The sequence below is a fragment of the Pseudoalteromonas sp. AS71 genome (assembly GCF_038900275.1).
Taxonomy (GTDB): Bacteria; Pseudomonadota; Gammaproteobacteria; order Enterobacterales; family Alteromonadaceae; genus Pseudoalteromonas.
In genome coordinates, this window is the sequence record NZ_JBBMQZ010000021.1 from 24592 (window position 1) to 43495 (window position 18904).

The following is an 18904-nucleotide window of genomic DNA, read 5'->3' on the forward strand; positions in this document are numbered from 1 at the left end:
CGCCGTGTGAGTATAGATTTAAGTCAGTTTTTTGAAGTTTTCTTTGAAGAGAGTTTTGAAGGCCTCGATACCATGGAGGCTGAGCTATTAAACTTAGTGCCAGGTGAGGAAGATTTAGAAACTATCAACACTATTTTTAGAGCTGCTCACTCGATTAAAGGAGGCAGTGGAACATTTGGTTTTAGCTCCGTTGCTGATTTTACTCATGTACTTGAAACATTACTAGATCAAATTCGCCAAGGTGAACGTGTGCTTAGCACCGATCATGTAAATTTATTACTCAAAGCTGTGGACTGCTTACGCGGTTTACTTGCTGCACTTCAAGGTGAGCAAGAGCCTGATTTAACCGAGGCAGATTCGTTAAAAGTACAATTTGAACATGTACTTGGAATGAAAAACAAAACACAAGCAAGTAAACCTCAAAGCCAAGAACCGCAAACAGGCAGTAATACCTATCAAATAGACTTTAAACCTCATCATCATTTATTTAAAACAGGAAACGAGCCACTGTATATGATCAGTGAGCTTGAAGAGCTAGGCGAGTTAGAAACCACAGCATTTTACGATGAAGTTCCAGAAATCACCGATTTAAGTAGTGATGAATGCTTTTTACATTGGCGCTTTTTTTTAAGCACTAGCCATGATGAAAAAACCATAAAAGAAGTATTTGAATGGGTTGAAGACGATGCCGACATAACAATTGAACTATGCGGAGGCTTATTTGGCAATGATGAGCCAATACAACCAAACCAAGGTGAAATATCTAAAGCTGTTGAGCTTGAAGAATCCGATTCAATAAAAGTAGCTGAGTTACCAAGTAAGCCTCAGCAACCGGCTGCTAATAAAGAAAAAAAACCTGCAAGTACACCAGAATCCACCTCCATTCGTGTTGGCATTGATAAAGTGGATTCGTTAATAAATATGGTTGGTGAACTTGTTATTACACAAGCTATGCTAAATCAGCTTAGCGAACAAGAAATCACACCAGCCACAATCACTTTACTACAAGAAGGCCTAGCGCAACTTGCCCATAATACGCGTGATTTACAAGAAAATGTGATGCGCATTCGTATGCTCCCGATAAACTTTGTATTTAGCCGTTTTCCTCGATTAGTGCGAGATATAGCACAAAAGCTAAACAAGCAGGTTGAGCTAAAGTTGATTGGAGAGCAAACCGAGCTTGATAAAACAGTAATGGAAAAAATATCCGACCCTATGGTCCATTTAGTGAGGAACTCACTTGATCATGGATTAGAGACTGTTGAGCAAAGGCTGGCGGCAGGTAAAGATCCCGTTGGCACAGTAACCTTAAATGCATTTCATCAGGGTGGAAACATTGTTATTGAAATAATGGATGATGGGCAGGGGTTAAATACAAAAAAAATAAAAGAAAAAGCCATCGCTAACCAATTAATCCCAGCTGATAACCACCTCAATAACGATGAAATAAATGAGCTTATTTTTATGCCCGGCTTTTCAACAATGGATGAGGTAAGTGATTTATCTGGTCGTGGAGTTGGGATGGATGTAGTTAAGAGAAATATTCAATCTTTAAATGGCTCAGTAGAGGTAACCTCAGAGCCCGGTGTTGGTTCTACGTTTACTATTAGATTACCACTTACTCTCGCTATTTTAGATGGGCAATTAGTTAAGGTGGCTCAGCATACTTATATTATTCCGCTCATTTCTATTGTGGAATCTCTGCAAATTGATATTGCTAAAGTGAGTCGAGTGGGTAAAAACCTTGATGTATTGAGGCTTCGGGACGAATACATTCCTATTTTAAGGCTCTACGATATTTTTAATCATAAAAATGCCATTGAATCACTCGATAAAACGCTACTTGTTGTTGTAGAAACAGATAATCAAAAGGTCGGTTTATTAGTTGATGATTTACTGTCTCAACAACAGGTTGTTATTAAAAGTTTAGAGGCTAACTATCACAAAGTTGATGGCGTATCAGGAGCCACTATTTTAGGCGATGGGCGTGTATCACTGATTGTTGACGTTAGCGGCTTAATAAAGCTCTCAGGTTTAAAAAAACCAGGTAGCCAAGAACTAACGATTGAAACGCAAGCCACTTTGGAGGCGTTATGAGCTCAGAGCAAAGCCAGTTAAGTAATCAATTAAATCTTCAACAACAGCAAGGTGTAAAACAGTTTTTAACTTTTATTATGGCTGATGAAGAATACGGCGTTGATATTTTAACAGTACAAGAAATTCGCAGTTGGGAAGAAATTACAGTACTGCCCAATGCGCCTGAATTTGTAAAAGGCGTTATTAATTTACGTGGAACAATAGTGCCAATTATTGATTTACGGTTGCGTTTTGGATTACCAAGTGTCGACTATGGGCCATTAACGGTGGTTATCGTTGTCAAAATAGAGTTTGAACTAGGTAGTAAAATTATAGGTGTTGCCGTTGATGCCGTCTCTGATGTTTACAGTATTGCAGAGCAGGATGCGAAAGCGGTCCCTAGTTTATCTGAATCGAGTAATTGTGAATATGTAGCGGGGTTGGTGAATGTCGGTGAAAAAATGGTAGCGCTAATTGACCTGCAAAAAACAATGAATATTTAGCAAATAGAAACTAAATGAATAATAAACTTAAAGGTGGTGATGGGGATGGGATGGTTTAGTAATCCAAAGCAGTCAAAATCAAGCAACGATTTAATTGTAGATGCATTAAATAAATCATTAGCGGTGATTGAGTTTGAACCTAACGGTAAGATAATTACTGCAAATATGAACTTTCTAAACGCGATGGGCTATCGTCTTGAAGAGGTTCAAGGCCAGCATCACTCTATGTTTGTGGACCCAGATGAAGCTCAGGGCAACGACTATAAAAACTTTTGGCAACGCTTGCGTAACGGCGAGTTTATCTCAGATGAGTTTAAGCGAAATGCTAAAGGTGGAACTGAGGTATGGATTCAAGCAACTTATAATCCAATTGTTGATGAGCAAGGGCAAGTATTAAAAGTCGTTAAATTTGCCACCGACGTGACTGAACAAAAGTTAATTTCAGCAGAAGCTTCTGGACAAATTAGCGCTATAAGTAAATCCCAAGCGGTTATCGAATTTAATTTAGATGGCACCATTATTGATGCCAATGATAACTTTTTAAATGCGCTAGGCTATCAACTCAGTGAGATTAAAGGTCAGCACCATAGGCTTTTTATTGACCCCGAACATGCAAATAGTATCGAGTATAAAGAGTTTTGGGCCAAACTAGGTCGCGGTGAATTTGATTCAGGGGAATATTTAAGAATAGGGAAACAGGGTCAGGAGGTTTGGATCCAGGCTTCTTATAACCCAATTTATGATATGAACGGTAAGCCGTTTAAAGTGATCAAATATGCATCTGATATTACTGAACAAAAAGAGCTTGAAAAAGCATCTCGCAAAGCAGCCGATTTAGCAAATGCGCTTAAAGTTTGCCAAGCTAATGTAATGATTGCTGATAAAGATCTCAATATAGTATTTGTGAACGACCGTGTTCAGAAAATGCTAAAAGTACGTGAAAAAGAATTACAAACTGTATTACCAAGCTTTTCTGTTGATAATTTAATTGGCACCTGTGTTGATGATTTTCATAAACACCCTAACCATCAGCGCGATTTATTAAAAAATCTCGATAAGCCTCATAAAGCCGAATTACTTTTAGCGGGTGTCACTTTCACCTTGATTGCTTCACCTTGGATTAGTCAAGACGGAAAGCATTTAGGCACTATTGTTGAGTGGGAAGATAGGACCAATGAAGTTGCGCTTGAAAAAGAGATTGCTGAGCTTATTGGTGCTGCAGGTAATGGCGAATTAGATACAAGAGTAGCGGAAGATGGGAAGGAAGGGTTCTTTTTACGTTTGGCTCAAGGGCTAAACAGCTTAGTTAAAATAGTTGATGATGCAGTTGCCGACACTGGCAATATGCTCGATGCGATGGCAAGTGGTGATCTATCAAAACGTATTGAAAAAGAATATAAAGGTTCATTTGATAAGCTTAAACGCGACGCAAATGCTACGGCAGATAAGTTAACGGAAGTGATTAATCGCATAAATTCATCGGCAACGCTAGTAGCCAGTGGTGCAGAAGAAATCTCTCAAGGTAATGCTGATTTAAGCCAACGTACAGAAGAGCAAGCCTCGTCACTTGAAGAAACAGCGTCAAGTATGGAAGAAATGACCAGTACCGTTCGTCAAAATGCTGATAACGCAAAAGTAGCGAACGATCTAGCAGAAGAAACATGTGAAAAAGCGATTCAAGGTGGTGAGGTTGTTAATAGAGCCGTTACGAGCATGTCGGCAATTAATGAGTCGAGTAAGAAAATTGCAGACATTATTGGTGTCATTGATGAAATAGCATTTCAAACTAATTTATTAGCGCTTAATGCTGCAGTAGAAGCTGCAAGAGCGGGTGAACAAGGTCGAGGCTTTGCCGTCGTGGCAGGTGAAGTGCGTAATTTAGCACAGCGCTCTGCAGGTGCAGCTAAAGAGATTAAAGAGTTAATAAGAGATAGCGTAGGCAAAGTAGCCGATGGCTCTCAATTAGTTAATGAGTCGGGCGCTACACTTAAAGAAATTGTTGTGTCGGTGCAAAGAGTGACACAAATGATTTCTGATATTACAGAGGCATCTGAAGAGCAAAGTGCGGGTATAGAGCAAGTTAATAAAGCCATTTCCCAAATGGACGAAATGACGCAACAAAATGCTGCCTTAGTAGAGCAAGCTTCTGCAGCAGGCGAGTCTATGGCTGAGCAAGCTAATGAGATGCGTCGACTACTCAATTTTTTCTCAATAGGCCAGCAAGAGATGGCAATGATTTCGCCGACTATGCACACGCCTAAATTATCTCATAGATCGCAAAGTAGCTTTGTGAGTAATAAGCCCAGAGGCGATAACTTTGTAGACTCTGCTGATGAATGGGAAGAGTTTTAATAACCAATCTTTTTAATATACCTCGCTGGATACATAATCACAGCGAGGTGTTATTCGGTAGGCTTAATTGAGAGCGAACAATGAAAGAGTTTTTGTGTACCGAACGCGACTTTAAAGAAATTGCTAACTTAGTTTATAACGCGTGTGGAATTGTATTAGGTGAACATAAGAGAGAGATGGTTTATTCACGCTTAGCAAGACGTATTAGAGAGCGTAAACTAACTGATTTTAAAGCGTATTTAGAGTATTTAAATAACCATAAAGATAAAGAGTTTGATGCCTTCATCAATGCTATAACAACTAACTTAACGTCTTTTTTTCGTGAAATACACCATTTTGAATTTATAAAATCTGAGCTTGTACCAGCTCTTTTAAAGGCAAATAAAGACAGTAAGCGAGTAAGAATTTGGTCTGCTGGTTGCTCAACAGGGGAAGAGCCTTACAGTTTGGCGATGACTTTAAATAATGCATTTCCAAGCAATTGGGATGTAAAAATACTAGCAACCGATTTAGATTCTAATGTATTGGCAAAAGCACAAAAAGGTATTTACACCGCAGCGAATGTTAATGGCTTAGATGACGTGCAACTTAAGCGTTGGTTTTTAAAAAGCAAAGACGGTGAAAATTATAAAGTTAGAGATAAACTAAAAGAGTCTATTTCTTTCAAGCGTTTAAACTTATTACAAGACTGGCCAATGAAAGGATCATTTGATCTTATTTTATGTCGTAATGTTGTTATTTACTTTGATAAAGAAACAAAAGATCAGCTTTTTAAGCGTTACGCCAATATATTAAATGAACAAGGTTATTTGTTTTTAGGTCACTCAGAAAGTATGGGTAAAGAGCATTCACAATTCAAAAACTTAGGGAAAACTATGTACCAAAAGGGACAAAATGCACGCTGAGTTTAGGCCGGTATTACCTAACTTTGAACATATTAAACGATACTGGGATTCGGGCCGAGGTAGCGTTGTTGCTAAAGTACTTCCGGGTGAGTTTTATGTTTCTAAAAATAATGAACTGATCTCTACAGTTCTGGGTTCGTGTATTGCGGCTTGTGTATACGATGAAGTACTTGGTATTGGTGGGATGAATCACTTTATGTTACCAATTCAAAAGGGAGTAGAACTTAAAAATGCGCATAGTTTAAGTTGTCGCTACGGTAATTGGGCTATGGAGTATCTTATAAACGAAGTTTTAAAAAATGGCGCGTCTCGGTGTAACCTAAAAGTAAAGCTTTTTGGCGGGGGTAAAATTATTAGTGCGATGACGGATATAGGGCTAGGTAATATTAGTTTTGCAGCGGCGTATATTAAAGAAGAGGCATTAAATCTAGTTGCCCACGATATGGGTGGACCATGGCCGCGGAAAATATTTTTTCATCCGAATACCGGTAAAGTTCATATGAAAAAGCTTAAAAACCTACACAACAATACGATTGAAAAACGCGAAGTCCGTTATTTACAAAATCTTAAAAAGCAAGAAGTAGTGACTGATATAGAGCTGTTTTAGGAGTATGCATGATTAAAGTATTAATAATTGATGACTCTCCTTTAATAAGGCGTTTACTCACTGAAATATTACAACAAGCTGAAGATATTACAGTAGTGGGTAGCGCTGAGGATCCCTACGAAGCTCGTGAAATGATAAAAAAGCTCAGTCCTGATGTATTAACGCTCGACGTCGAAATGCCAAAAATGGATGGTATTAGTTTTTTAAAAAACTTAATGCGATTAAGGCCAATGCCAGTAGTGATGATTTCAACACTAACTCAAAAAGGCTCTCCTATCACATTAGAAGCACTCGAATTAGGGGCTGTTGATTTTATAGCTAAGCCGACTAACAACGTAAGAGAGCAATTGAGCCAATATGCATCACTTGTCCAGCAAAAGGTGCGAATAGCTGCTGGAGCGAGAGTAAGAAGCTATAAAAAAGTAGCCATCACAAATGAGCCTATTAATACTCATTTTCAGTTTTTACTTAATAAAGTAATTGCGATAGGTGCTTCAACGGGTGGAACTGAGGCTATAAAAGAAGTACTTATTAAAATGCCACCAAATTGCCCGCCCATTGTAATTACTCAGCATATCCCTCCTGTGTTTAGCGCTTCATTTGCTGAGCGAATGAACCGTACATGCGCGATAAATGTGAAAGAGGCTGAACATGGAGATAAGCTCAGCGCGGGCTGGGCTTATATAGCACCAGGTGGTTTTCATTTAAGTATTAAAAAACGGGGTGTTAGCCTGTATTGCCAGCTTGATGATGGCGAGCCGGTTAACAGACATAAACCCGCGGTAGACGTGTTGTTTAACTCATTAGTAGAGACTGGGGCTAAAAATGTAGTTGCAGCAATATTAACTGGAATGGGGAGTGATGGCGCAAAAGGGCTACTTGCACTAAAACAAAACGGTGCGTATACCCTAGCTCAAGATGAGTACTCATCGGTGGTATGGGGTATGCCTAAAGCTGCCGCTGAGCTAAATGCGGCAGACGAAATAGTTGCGCTGGATAAAATAACCCAGCGGCTTTTATATCAGGCCGTTAAGGTTTAGGCGCTTCGATTACCCAAGGCTGTGAAAACCAAAAATAATCACTAGGACTTGAAATAGAAGGGGCAGTACAGTTAAAGCGAGAGCGCCCTTCATTGAGTACTTTTGGTGAGGTTATTTCAACTGTATTTTTATTTATCCATTTTAAATCAGCTTGTCCTACGCTTGATACGTAACAGGCAAATTGACTCTTATGGAAATCACCCATATTAAATTCAATTGTGAGCGCGGGTGGATTTTGTTGTGTAACGCTATCTTGATAAGTTAAATTGGTGATATTAAACGCGCGTGAGTTAAGCTTAGTAATAAGAGTTTCTAGTTTGCTGTAAAAGCCTGATGCAGGAAAACGTGGTAAGCGGCTAAAATTAGAATCTTTATTTACAGCGCCGGAGTGCTGACCAATACCCACAAAACCAAGCTCTGTCACAAGTGCTTGCAGCTCGTTATTAAACTCACCATACGGGTATGCTAAGTATTTATAGTCGTGGCCTATTTCTTCTTTTATACGCTTTTGAGAGCTAAGAATATCTTGCTTAATACGTGATTGCCATTGCGCATCAGTTTCGTTTTCAAGCTTAAGGTGTAAGTAATCATGTTGTCCGCTATGATTGGCTATTAATGCCCCTTTTTTAGATAATTCTTTGAGCTTATCCCACCCCATTACGTAACTCATGCCTTCGTCTATTAATTTAGGATTTACAAAGATAGTGTACGGGTAGCCAAACTTTTCTAAAATAGGTGCAGCTTGTTCATAGTTATTGTTATAACCGTCATCAAAGGTGATAGCGACAGTTTTATCAGGTAAGGTTTCACCTTGCTGAAGCGCGCTTATTAACTCATTAAGAGGAATAACGTTAAAGTTGTGCTCTTTTAAATAGCTTAAATGTTTAGTAAAAGTATTCGCGCTAACGCTCGTTACAGCAGGCAGGGTTTCACTAACATGATGATACTGTAAAATAACGGCTGCTTGAGCCCGCACAGATATACTAATGAGGATAAATAATACTAAATGAAACAATTTCTTATACATAATAAGGCACACCATAAAAGCTTGCTGTTGTTAGCGGGTCCGATGATACTATCAAATATCACAGTGCCGTTGTTAGGAATTGTTGATACTGCTGTAATTGGGCACTTAGGAAGCGCTCATTACTTAGCGGGTATTGCCCTTGGCTCTGCAGTTATATCTATTTTATTTTGGCTTGCTGGTTTTTTAAGAATGAGCACCACGGGACTCGTGGCACAAGCGTACGGAAAAAACGATTTAACCCAACTTGCCGCTTTACTTAAACGAAGCCTATTACTTGCAAGCGCAGTGGCTGTGCTATTAATTGTGTTATCCCCATTAATAAAGCACGCTATTGCTTATCTCTCCGCCGCCAATGGCGATGTACTCGCCCAAGCGTATCAGTATTTTAGCATTCGTATTTTTAGTGCTCCAGCAGCATTGTGTAATTTAGTGTTACTGGGTTGGATGCTTGGTGTGCATTATGGCCGAGGTCCATTTTATTTATTACTCGTCACTAATATCGTTAATATAGTGCTAGATATTTATTTTGTGGTTTATTTAGATTGGGCAGTTGCAGGCGCTGCGTTGGCTTCACTTATTGCTGATTATACGGCTTTAGTATTTGCACTGTTTTTAGTGGTTAAATTAGCTAAAAAGCAAGGTATTGAACTAAATGTACCGAATTGGCTAAGTATTAGCAAAATGGCTGAATTATTGAGTTTGAATAGAGATATATTTATTCGCTCTTTGATACTGCAATTATGTTTTAGTTTTATGACATTCTACGCAGCGCGAATTGGCGAAACTACACTCGCCGCTAATGCTGTTTTACTTAACTTTCTAATGTTGGTGAGTTTTGCTCTTGATGGCGTTGCTTACGCATCTGAGGCAAAAGTAGGGCAAGCTAAAGGCCAAGGAAGTGTTAAAAATATAGAACTATGGGTTAAAATAAGTGTATTTTGGGGCATGCTTTTTGGCGTGTTATATAGCGCTTTTTTTGCATTATTTGGCAGCACTATAATAAAGCTTTTAACCAATGTGCCAGAGGTTATTCAAGAGGCAACTCACTATTTGCCATGGCTAATAGTATTGCCTATTTTGGCCATGAGTTGCTTTTTGTTTGATGGTGTTTTTGTTGGACTCACAAGAGCAAAGAACATGCGTAACAGTATGATACTTTCCGCTGGAGTTGGTTTTTTTGGTGTGTTTTGGGTGTTTATAGACTGGGAAAATAATGGGTTATGGCTGGCTATGAGCTGCTTTATGTTAATGCGCGGGGTTACATTAATCATTAAATATTACCACTTAAAAATAAATAATCAGCTATTAGATTAAATAAATGAATGGTTTATTTCCAGAGATCGGGGTCGTGGTGTTTAGGGCCCATATCTTTTAAAACTTGTGAAAAACGATTAGCAAAAATACCGCAGTAGCCCCAACCGGCAAAAAATAATGCGGGGAGTAAAATTATAACGCCAATTATTTGTAAGCTGTAGTGAGTGTAATACCCAATAGATATGAATATCACGGCTAGCACAAACAGTGCTAAGCCGCGAAAAAAGCGCTTTAAGCTCAGCTTAGGGTTGCTCCCTAAGCGATAGATAAGCTGCTTTAGCATTTAAAAGGCCTAATAGTAAGAGTGATCGCCCGCTTCGTGCTCTGTTATATCAGCAACACCGGTGATTTCTTCAAACTTAGCTATCATTTCTTTTTCAATGCCTTCTTTTAGCGTTACATCGATCATAGAACAACCGTTACAACCACCACCAAACTGAAGTATAGCTATACCTGCAGCTGTAATTTCAACAAGGCTTACTTGACCACCGTGGTTAGCAAGTTGTGGATTTACTTCGGTTTCTAGCATGTGCTGTACACGTTCGTTTAACGATGCATCATCACCTATTTTACGCGCCTTTGCATTTGGTGCTTTTAGCGTTAACTGAGTACCCATTTTGTCGGTAACAAAATCGATTTCAGCTTCTTCTAAAAATGGAGCACTTTCTGCATCTACAACGGCATCAAAACCGTTAAAGTTTAGGCGAATATCGCTCGCTTCTACAGCGTCTTCTGGACAATAAGACACACCACATTCCGCTTGTGATGAACCAGGGTTTACAACAAACACACGAATATTGGTTTGTTGTGATTGATCTGCTAATAGTTTAGCAAAATGCGCTTGCGCTGTTTCGGAAATAGAAATCATAAAACCATCTATACTTGACTAAATTACTCGGATACTGCGTATCATACTCCGCTCATCGTGTTGCGGCTAGTGTTGAGCGTAAAAAGTTGGCATCTATTTTAAGCAATGGTAGCGTGCAAACAACGAACATTTTTTGAGTAATTTATATGCGTTTGGTATTAACATTAATGGTGGTGTTGCTTAGCTTTTCAAGTGTAGCTAAGCCACTTTCGTATTATTTTGAACAAGATGTAAAATTTGACCCTTCAATTCCTACTCCTAAGCAAGTACTCGGTTACGAAGTAGGAGAGTGGCACGTGAGACACGATCAGCTCGTACGTTATATGGAAATACTTGCTGATAAAAGCGACCGTATAAATTTTGAGGTGATTGGCCGCACGCATGAACAACGCCCGCTTGTAATGCTAACAATTACTGCGGCTAATAAGTTATCAAACATAGAACAAACACGCCAAGCTCATCTGGCACGTTTAAGTAATAATAATAATGATAAAGCCCAAGATGAACCCGCTGTTGTGTGGATGGGTTATAGCGTTCATGGTAATGAATCATCAGGTAGTAACTCATCATTGCTGGTGGCTTATTATTTAGCTGCAGCTCAAGGCGATGAAGTTGATGAGTTATTAAACAACACTGTTATTTTACTTGACCCTTCACTTAATCCTGACGGGCTCGCTCGTTTTGCTAATTGGGCCAACAGTAACCGAGGCATGAACTTATCAAGTGACCCTAAAACCCGTGAGCATGTTGAAAACTGGCCAAGTAGCCGTACTAACCATTACTGGTTTGATTTAAATCGTGACTGGTTATTACTACAACATCCTGAATCGCGCGCGCGTATTGCCAAATTTCATCAGTGGAAACCAAATATCTTAACCGATTTTCATGAAATGGGGCCTAATAGCAGTTACTTTTTTCAACCAGGTATTCCAAGCCGTAAACACCCAATAACACCGGATGAAAATGTAACTTTAACCAAAGCGATTGCTAACTATCACGCAAAAACGTTAGATAAAAACAACGCACTGTACTTTACCGAAGAAAGCTTTGATGACTTCTATTACGGTAAAGGTTCAACCTATCCTGATGTAAATGGTGGTGTCGGTATTTTATTTGAGCAAGCCAGCTCTCGCGGACATGTGCAAGAAACCATAAACGGTACACTGACTTTTCCTTTTACTATTAAAAATCAGTTATTAACGAGCTTATCAACCTTTAAGGCGGCTGTTGATAACCGAACTGCTTTACTTGATTACCAAGCTAAGTTTTATAATCAGGCAGCTGATTTAGCCAGTGATGAAAGCTTTGAAGGCTATGTTGTTGAAGGTGCAAGTGACAACACCCGTATTGAGCATTTTTTAGAATTGTTAAAGCAGCATCAAATTAACGCTTACCCACTTACTAAATCATTAAAAGCAGATGGTAAGAATTTCAGTACGCATAGCTACTTTGTACCATTAGCGCAGCCACAATACCGTTTGGTAAAAGCGGTTTTTAGTGAGCAAAAAAACTTTACTGATAATACTTTTTACGATGTATCAGGCTGGACATTAGCGCATGCGTTTAATCTGCCATTTTCTAAAGTTAAAAGTAGTTGGGGATTAAAGGTTGCTGATAAAGCATGGGAAAAAGTAGCAACCCCATCATTTTCTCCACTCACCGAGGGTTACGCATTTGGTTTTTCGTGGGATGATTATTTAGCACCTAAATTGTTAAATAGCCTATTACAGCAAGGTATAAAAGCACGTGTAGCACTAAAAGCGTTAACGGCTAAATCAACATCAGGAGAAATTAATTTTAAACCTGGAAGTATTATTATACCGGCAGGACTACAAACAAATACAGATTGGATTACCTTGCTAAATAAAGCACAAAATGAGTTTGGTATTGCAATTAAACCTATTACCTCAGGCTTAACAAGCAAAGGGGCCGATTTAGGGTCGCGATCAATGGCGGTTGTTAATGCTCCAAAAGTACTGCTCATTGGCGGGCAAGGCGCAAGCCAGTACGAAGTCGGTGAAGTGTGGTATTACTTAGATCGCTTTGTAGGTGTTGCACCAACAATTGTTGAAATGAATCGCTTAAGCTCACTCGAATTAAGTGACTACAGCCATATTGTGCTTGCTCATGGCAATTACAATAGCTTATCTGATGCCGACAAAGTGGCTATTAAAAGCTGGGTAAGAAAAGGCGGCGTTATTTGGGGTCACAAAGGCGGCGCTAAATTTTTAGCTGATCAGCAATTACTCAAAGCAAGCTACCTATCACGACAAGATTTAGCGAGTGCATTTAAAACGACAGGTTTAAGTTATGGTGATAAAGATCATTTAGCAGGGCGTCAGCGCATTGCAGGTGCTATTTTTAATACTAATGTAGATTTAACTCATCCGCTTACATTTTCACTTAAGCGCAATACATTACCTGTATTCAAAAACAGTACTTGGTTGCTAGAAGCTTCCGGTGCGCCGTTCGTAAATGTGCTTACCTACACTAAAAATCCATTATTGGCAGGCTTTACCGATGCTGTTAATGTTGAACAAGTTGCTGGTGGTGCGGGCTTAATTGCACACTCGTACGGACGAGGTACAGTAATCGGCATGACCGACGACCCTGTATTTAGAGGTTACTGGTATGGGACTAGTCGACTACTAAGCAATGCTTTATTTTTTGGTCATACGTTTCGTGCAAATGGCGAATAATACCAATTTGCATAATTAAGTGATCTACTTTGAGGATGGAACAACGTGTTGATAGCTAGGCAAAAAGTTCGCTATTTAGTTGGTCTCGGCAATTGCTCCTGCATTGCTCTACCTTCTGCATCCATGCAGTCGTAAATGAGAATTTTTTAACGCCGGTAGCGGTACGTTTAGCCCAACAAAATGATTAAGTATTATTGCGGATTGGTTTAATACTTTTTAATAATTAAATAGGCGTTAAGCAAGTTGTAAAAGCCCACACTTGTTTAGCGCCTGCTTGTTTTAGTGCACTAGTAGCTGCGTTTAATGTTGCCCCTGTCGTCATCACATCATCAACAATAGCGACTGTTTTACCTGCCATGTCTTGTGTACAAATAAAGGCATTTTTTAAGTTTCTTATACGCTTTGCTTGGGATAGCTCCGACTGAGCTTGTGTTTTTTTATCGCGAATAAGAACATTACTTAGTGGGGCGTAATTAGCTAAACAGGGTTGCCATACTTGGCTTACCTGATTAAATCCGCGAGTAATAAAGCGGCTTTTATGAAGAGGTAAAATAATAAAGGTATCGGGCAAGGTAGGGCTTTGCTCAAAAAACTGCGCTAATTGCTTTTTAATAGTTTGCTGTAATGCTTTTTTATAATGAATTTGGTTACTAAATTTTAGCCGTTTAAGCCAATGCTCAAAGGGCGGTTGATAAAAAGCGCAGGCAAATAACTTATCAAACTCGCAATTAGGAAACATCTCAACAATATCGGGTCGGTGCAGTAAATTATTATACTTACTAAAATCAAATAACGGTAAATCTTCAAGGCAATAATCACACAACCCTAAATTAGCTGTAATCGGGCTTTGACATTGCACGCAATAAGAGGGAAATAACCAATTTAAAACAGCTTGTTTCATTGATTCACTCCGTGCATTACAACCACCTATTTAAACGTTATGATAAGCCTAAGTTTGGTAAAGGTTAGGCAAATATGCAAAATGAGTTAGTGTTATTACATGGTTGGGGAATGAATCAGGGCGTATGGCAGTTAGTACAGCCAGAACTTGAGTCTTTATATTCAGAAAATGTACGTAGCCTTGACCTACCGGGATTTGGTAATAGTCTTGTTTGCCCAAGCCCTTATACTTTGCATGATGCAGCAGTAATTTTAAGTGAGCAGTTAAAGCCTAAATCTATTTTAATGGGATGGTCGTTAGGTGGTTTATTTGCACTGTATATTGCAAAGCATTGGCCCGAAAAAGTGTCAAAAGTAATTTTAATTGCTTCCACCCCTTTTTTTGCAGAATGTGACAATTGGCCCGGAATAAAAGCAAAAGTACTTACCCAATTTAAAGAACAATTAGTTAATCACAGAGAAAAAACCATAGATCGCTTTTTAGCTATTCAAGCAATGGGTAGCGAGTCGGCACGTGATGATATAAAGCAACTTAAACAATTATTAAACCAATATAGTGCGCCAAAAATCGAAGCGCTGAGTACTGGCTTGGATATTTTACAAAACGACGATTTACGTGATTTATTTGCTCATTGCCCAGTACCTATCAAAGGAGTATTTGGTCGACTTGATGCCTTAGTGCCTTATAAAGCAATTAGTGAAATGTCAGTACTAAATACTGAGTTTGAATACGAAGTACTAGATAAAGCGTCGCACGCACCATTTATTTCTCATAAAAGTGAGTTTTTATCTGTCGTTAAATCAATGCTTTAAAATAGAGCTAAGAATAGCGCTGTTTAAAGCTTTATTTCGAGCAGAACCTGAGCGATAATTAAACAATGTTTATTTGGTGGAGATTTTAATATGCCAATCGGATCTGTATTTAACAGTGGTGTAGAAGGGTTTAATCGCGCTAGCCAAGGTATTGAAAAAGCCAGTGCTGAGATTAACCGTGCCAGTATAGAACAGCAAGATGATGCACAATTAGCGCAGCAACGTCAGCTTAGCGCAGCACGCCCTGAAGAAGCTGTTACTGCACCAGTAGCACAACCAGCTCGTGTTGATGAAGCGCTTGTTAACTTAAAAGTTGAAGAGTTTAATGCTAAGGCAAACACGCAATCAATTCAAACGGCCGATGATGTACTTGGCACGTTAATCGATATTAAAGTTTAGTAATAATGAATATTGTCACGCCATTTCCGTCTATCAATATAAACACAGCAAATGTTTATACGGAAACTGCACGGCGTGACAACCAACTACGCGAAGTTATTCCTGCTCCCGCATCTAGTAGCGCAAGCAATACAGAAACCAAAGCGCAAAGTGATGCTGAAAAAGCCAAACTTCCAGGCAATAATAGTGATGTATCTACTTACGATGCTACCGGTAAACTAGCTGACGATAAAGCAATTGAGCAGCGTGAAGGCAACTCAGAAAATTCAGAGAGTGCCGATCAAGATGCCGAACAAGAAGCGTCTCAACAAGAAACTGAGCAAGAAGAGCAACAGCTCGAACAAGAACAACAGCAAATTAAAGAACTTAAAGCCCGTGATACAGAAGTACGTGTACACGAACAAGCTCATGCTGCTGTTGGCGGGCAACATGCAGGATCGCCTAGCTATGGTTATGAGCGCGGTCCAGATGGCACCAACTATGCCGTAAGTGGTGAGGTACAAATTGATGTATCTGAAGTCCCCAATGATCCGCAAGCCACCATCGATAAGATGCAAACCGTGCGGGCTGCCGCATTAGCGCCTGCAGAACCATCGGGAGCTGATAGATCAATAGCAGCTGATGCAACACAAAAAATGGCAGCTGCTCAAGCTGAACTTGCGATGCCAGAAGAAGAGCAAAGCGAAGACGATGAGCAAAGTAATAAGCTTTCAGCCAACGAAACCAGCACTGCAGAGTCAGAAAGCGACACGAATACAGAGCAATCTCGCGATGCCGATGTGGAAGCTCGAGCTGGGCGCATTGCCAATTTTTATCAAATGACGAGTTCACCACAAAGTGAAAGTGGCTTTTCGGCGTATGGTTAATAACTTCGTAAAATGAACACAAAAAAACCGCTTACGCGGTTTTTTTCGTTTTAGCTTAGCTGTACAAGTATTATTTTTTCACTTTAGCATTAGCGAACGCATCGGCAAATGCATTACCCATTAACGCATTACCGTTGTCACGTTTAGGCTTTGCAGCACGAGGTTGTGAATTATTAGCACGTGCTTGTGGTTTTTGCGTAGCTGGAGCTGCTGACTTATTACTTGTATCAATATCGTCATCTAAACGCATAGTAAAGCTTATGCGTTTACGTGCAGCGTCTACTTCAACTACTTTCACTTTTACAATATCGCCCGCTTTTACTACTTCGCGTGGGTCTGATATAAATTTATTCGTGATTGCTGAAATATGCACTAAACCATCTTGGTGAACACCTACATCAACAAATGCACCAAAGTTAGCAACGTTTGAAACCACGCCTTCTAAAATCATACCTGGTTTTAGGTCGCTAATTTTTTCAACGCCAGCTTTAAACTCAGCTGTTTTAAATTCAGGACGCGGATCGCGACCTGGTTTATCAAGCTCAGTAATAATGTCGGTAACGGTTGGTAAGCCAAATTTTTCGTCAGTGTAATCGTTAGCAGCAAGTTTAGTTAAAAAGTCTCTGTTACCAATTAGATTACTGACATCTACGCTATTGCGTTCACAAATACGTTTAACAACAGGATAAGCTTCAGGGTGAACTGATGAGTTATCTAGTGGATCGCTACCATTGTTAATACGTAAAAACCCAGCCGCTTGTTCAAATGCTTTTGGACCTAAACGCTCAACCTTTTTAAGCTCACTACGTTTAGTAAAAGTGCCGTTAGCATCGCGATAATTAACGATATTTTGCGCTAATGTTTTGTTCAAACCAGATACGCGTGTAAGTAGCGGTAACGATGCCATGTTTAAATCTACACCTACTGAGTTTACACAGTCTTCAACTACTGAAATAAGGCTTTGGCCTAATTGGCTTTGCGATACATCGTGTTGGTATTGGCCAACACCAATTGATTTTGGCTCAATTTTAACAAGTTCAGCAAGTGGATCTTGAAGGCGGCGCGCAATAGAGACAGCCCCTCGTATAGAAACATCTAAATCTGGAAATTCATTAGCTGCAAATTCAGAAGCTGAGTAAACCGATGCGCCGGCTTCGCTAACCATAATTTTACTAAGTTTAAGTTCGCTGTTTGCTTTCATAAGCTCAGCAACCAACTTATCTGATTCGCGTGATGCAGTACCGTTACCAATCGCAATTAGCTCAACTTTATGCTGACGACAAAGTTGCTCTAACGTACGCACTGATTTATCCCAATGATTTTGTGGAGCATGAGGGAAAATAGTTTGTGTAGCTAGTAATTTACCTGTGCTATCAACAACGGCAATCTTACAGCCAGTACGAAGGCCTGGATCAAGACCTAAAGTAGTACGAGGGCCGGCAGGTGCTGCCATTAATAAATCTTTTAAGTTTTTGGCAAATACGTCGATTGCACCAGCTTCTGCTTTTTCGCGCATTGCTGCAAAAAATTCATTCTCTAGGTGCAACCCTAACTTAATTTTCCACGCCCATTGCACAACATTTAATAACCAAGGACTTGCCGCTTTATATTTAATATCTAAACGGTAATGCTCCGCAATCATGTTGGCACATAGTTGCGCTGAATTTTCAGCGCTAGGCTCTGGGTTAACATTTAACTGAAGTACACCTTCATTTCGGGCTCTAAGCATAGCAAGCGCACGGTGAGAAGGTACTTTTTTGAGAAGTTCTTGATGCTCAAAGTAATCACGGTATTTTGCACCAGCTTGCTCTTGGCCTTTAATTACGGTGCTTTCAATTGCACCGTTTTGGCTTATGTGACTTCTAAATTTAGCAAGTAATTTTGCGTCTTCAGCAAAGCGTTCCATTAAGATAAATTTAGCGCCTTCAAGTACCGATTTTGTATCTGCAAAGCTTTTTTCAGCACTTACAAATTGCTCGGCTTGTTGCTCTGGGTCAAGGTTAGCATCTTTAAATAGTGCATCTGCAAGAGGCTCTAAACCAGCTTCAATTGCTATTTGGCCTTTAGTACGGCGCTTAGCTTTATAAGGTAGGTATAAATCTTCAAGTTCAGTTTTACTTTGTGCATTAGTTATATCGGCACTTAGCTCTGGCGTTAATTTATTTTGCGATTCGATGGTCGATAAAATAAAACTACGGCGTTCTTCTAGTTCACGTAAGTACGATAGACGTTGTTCTAAAAGGCGTAATTGGGTGTCGTCTAGGCCACCGGTAACTTCTTTTCTGTAGCGGGCAATAAAAGGAACAGTTGCGCCTTCATCAAGTAATTTTGTAGCTGCAACAACCTGTTGCTGCTGTGCGTTTAACTCATCGGCTAAACGTGCAGAGATATCGCTCATGCAAAAACCTTTTTATACAATAAAATAAGACCAGAAGCGTGTTACTGGCGCCGTTAATTGCTTGAATAATATCACAGGAGGTAGTAATAAAAAGCTCTTAAAGCAAGCTATTTCACTTGCTTTAAGATGGTTGGGAA

Annotated in this window: 16 protein-coding genes; 11 read left to right on the forward strand and 5 right to left on the reverse strand. The window is 39.6% G+C overall.

Annotated elements, in window-relative coordinates:
• The first annotated feature begins 6 nt into the window (after positions 1-6).
• From WNY98_RS15655 to WNY98_RS15680, 6 genes are all read left to right on the forward strand, one after another.
• Positions 7-2097 (forward strand): chemotaxis protein CheA, encoded by a 2091-nt coding sequence (locus tag WNY98_RS15655; RefSeq protein ID WP_342878358.1) that lies wholly within the window; start codon positions 7-9, stop codon positions 2095-2097.
• Positions 2094-2579 carry a chemotaxis protein CheW gene (locus WNY98_RS15660; protein WP_024599650.1) on the forward strand — a complete coding sequence of 162 codons (486 nt, stop codon included), beginning with the start codon at positions 2094-2096 and terminating at the stop codon, positions 2577-2579. The genes WNY98_RS15655 and WNY98_RS15660 overlap by 4 nt, the downstream gene beginning before the upstream one ends.
• Positions 2580-2624: 45 nt before the next feature.
• Positions 2625-4931: a methyl-accepting chemotaxis protein gene (locus tag WNY98_RS15665; RefSeq protein ID WP_170072822.1), complete on the forward strand. Its 2307-nt coding sequence runs from the start codon at positions 2625-2627 to the stop codon at positions 4929-4931.
• A gap of 80 nt (positions 4932-5011) precedes the next feature.
• Positions 5012-5836, forward strand: a complete 825-nt coding sequence (locus WNY98_RS15670) for a protein-glutamate O-methyltransferase CheR (RefSeq protein WP_342878359.1) — start codon at positions 5012-5014, stop codon at positions 5834-5836.
• Positions 5826-6443, forward strand: a complete 618-nt coding sequence (gene cheD, locus WNY98_RS15675) for a chemoreceptor glutamine deamidase CheD (protein WP_039489124.1) — start codon at positions 5826-5828, stop codon at positions 6441-6443. The genes WNY98_RS15670 and cheD overlap by 11 nt, the downstream gene beginning before the upstream one ends.
• A gap of 8 nt (positions 6444-6451) precedes the next feature.
• Positions 6452-7483, forward strand: coding sequence for a chemotaxis response regulator protein-glutamate methylesterase (locus WNY98_RS15680; RefSeq protein WP_170072825.1), 1032 nt, complete (start codon positions 6452-6454; stop codon positions 7481-7483).
• On the opposite strand, the gene WNY98_RS15685 is transcribed toward WNY98_RS15680, so the two are convergent.
• Entirely contained in the window at positions 7473-8510 is a 1038-nt protein-coding gene (locus WNY98_RS15685) for a polysaccharide deacetylase family protein (RefSeq protein WP_024599655.1), read from the reverse strand. The genes WNY98_RS15680 and WNY98_RS15685 overlap by 11 nt on opposite strands.
• On the opposite strand from WNY98_RS15685, the gene WNY98_RS15690 reads away from it, so the two are divergent.
• Positions 8490-9824, forward strand: coding sequence for an MATE family efflux transporter (locus WNY98_RS15690; RefSeq protein WP_342878360.1), 1335 nt, complete (start codon positions 8490-8492; stop codon positions 9822-9824). The two genes, WNY98_RS15685 and WNY98_RS15690, sit on opposite strands and share 21 nt — an antisense overlap.
• A 13-nt stretch (positions 9825-9837) precedes the next feature.
• Here WNY98_RS15690 and WNY98_RS15695 read toward each other — a convergent pair whose 3' ends face one another.
• Positions 9838-10107, reverse strand: coding sequence for a hypothetical protein (locus tag WNY98_RS15695; protein ID WP_002959572.1), 270 nt, complete (start codon positions 10105-10107; stop codon positions 9838-9840).
• 9 nt (positions 10108-10116) lie between these two features.
• The gene (nfuA, locus tag WNY98_RS15700; RefSeq protein ID WP_002959571.1) at positions 10117-10692 is read right to left on the reverse strand and encodes a Fe-S biogenesis protein NfuA; all 576 of its coding nucleotides are present in this window, start codon (positions 10690-10692) and stop codon (positions 10117-10119) included.
• Between the two features lie 146 nt (positions 10693-10838).
• Here nfuA and WNY98_RS15705 point away from each other — a divergent pair, with 146 nt between their 5' ends.
• Positions 10839-13391, forward strand: a complete 2553-nt coding sequence (locus WNY98_RS15705; RefSeq protein ID WP_342878361.1) for a M14 family zinc carboxypeptidase — start codon at positions 10839-10841, stop codon at positions 13389-13391.
• A gap of 223 nt (positions 13392-13614) precedes the next feature.
• On the opposite strand, the gene WNY98_RS15710 is transcribed toward WNY98_RS15705, so the two are convergent.
• Positions 13615-14292 (reverse strand): ComF family protein, encoded by a 678-nt coding sequence (locus tag WNY98_RS15710; protein WP_342878362.1) that lies wholly within the window; start codon positions 14290-14292, stop codon positions 13615-13617.
• Between the two features lie 74 nt (positions 14293-14366).
• Here WNY98_RS15710 and bioH point away from each other — a divergent pair, with 74 nt between their 5' ends.
• From bioH to WNY98_RS15725, 3 genes are all read left to right on the forward strand, one after another.
• Positions 14367-15104, forward strand: a complete 738-nt coding sequence (bioH, locus tag WNY98_RS15715) for a pimeloyl-ACP methyl ester esterase BioH (protein WP_342878363.1) — start codon at positions 14367-14369, stop codon at positions 15102-15104.
• A 90-nt stretch (positions 15105-15194) separates the two neighbouring features.
• Positions 15195-15503 (forward strand): hypothetical protein, encoded by a 309-nt coding sequence (locus WNY98_RS15720; RefSeq protein WP_024599660.1) that lies wholly within the window; start codon positions 15195-15197, stop codon positions 15501-15503.
• A 5-nt stretch (positions 15504-15508) separates the two neighbouring features.
• A complete protein-coding gene (locus tag WNY98_RS15725; RefSeq protein WP_170072829.1) occupies positions 15509-16369 on the forward strand; it encodes a putative metalloprotease CJM1_0395 family protein in 861 nt (286 codons plus the stop codon).
• A gap of 70 nt (positions 16370-16439) precedes the next feature.
• Here the strand turns inward: WNY98_RS15725 and WNY98_RS15730 are convergent, their stop codons facing one another.
• Positions 16440-18767, reverse strand: coding sequence for a Tex family protein (locus tag WNY98_RS15730; RefSeq protein WP_342878364.1), 2328 nt, complete (start codon positions 18765-18767; stop codon positions 16440-16442).
• Positions 18768-18904: the final 137 nt, after the last annotated feature.